The organism is Lentzea albidocapillata, from assembly GCF_000719115.1.
In the GTDB taxonomy this organism is placed as follows: domain Bacteria; phylum Actinomycetota; class Actinomycetes; order Mycobacteriales; family Pseudonocardiaceae; genus Lentzea; species Lentzea albidocapillata.
On the sequence record NZ_JOEA01000098.1, the window covers coordinates 1 to 291 of the forward strand.

Here is a 291-nt window from a genome sequence, read left to right on the forward strand (position 1 = left end):
AGAGGTGGAAGACCGGTAACGGTTGGAGCTGACTGGTACTAATAGGCCGAGGACTTGTTACAAAGACGCTACGCATCCACTGTGCGGTTCTGGAAGAACAACCAGGACCGATCGAGCCCGCTGGCAGGGTTGTTTCCTGCTGGTTCGGGGTTCAGGTTGAATTCCATAGTGTTTCGGTGGTTATAGCGTTGGGGAAACACCCGGTCCCATTCCGAACCCGGTAGTTAAGCCCTTCTGCGCCGATGGTACTGCACTGGTTACGGTGTGGGAGAGTAGGTCGCCGCCGAACTT

General features: G+C 55.7%; 1 rRNA gene. It reads left to right on the top strand.

The annotated features are described in order from the left end of the window. The first annotated feature begins 172 nt into the window (after window positions 1-172). Window positions 173-289 (top strand): 5S ribosomal RNA (rrf, locus tag IG04_RS0142000). Window positions 290-291 lie beyond the last annotated feature (2 nt).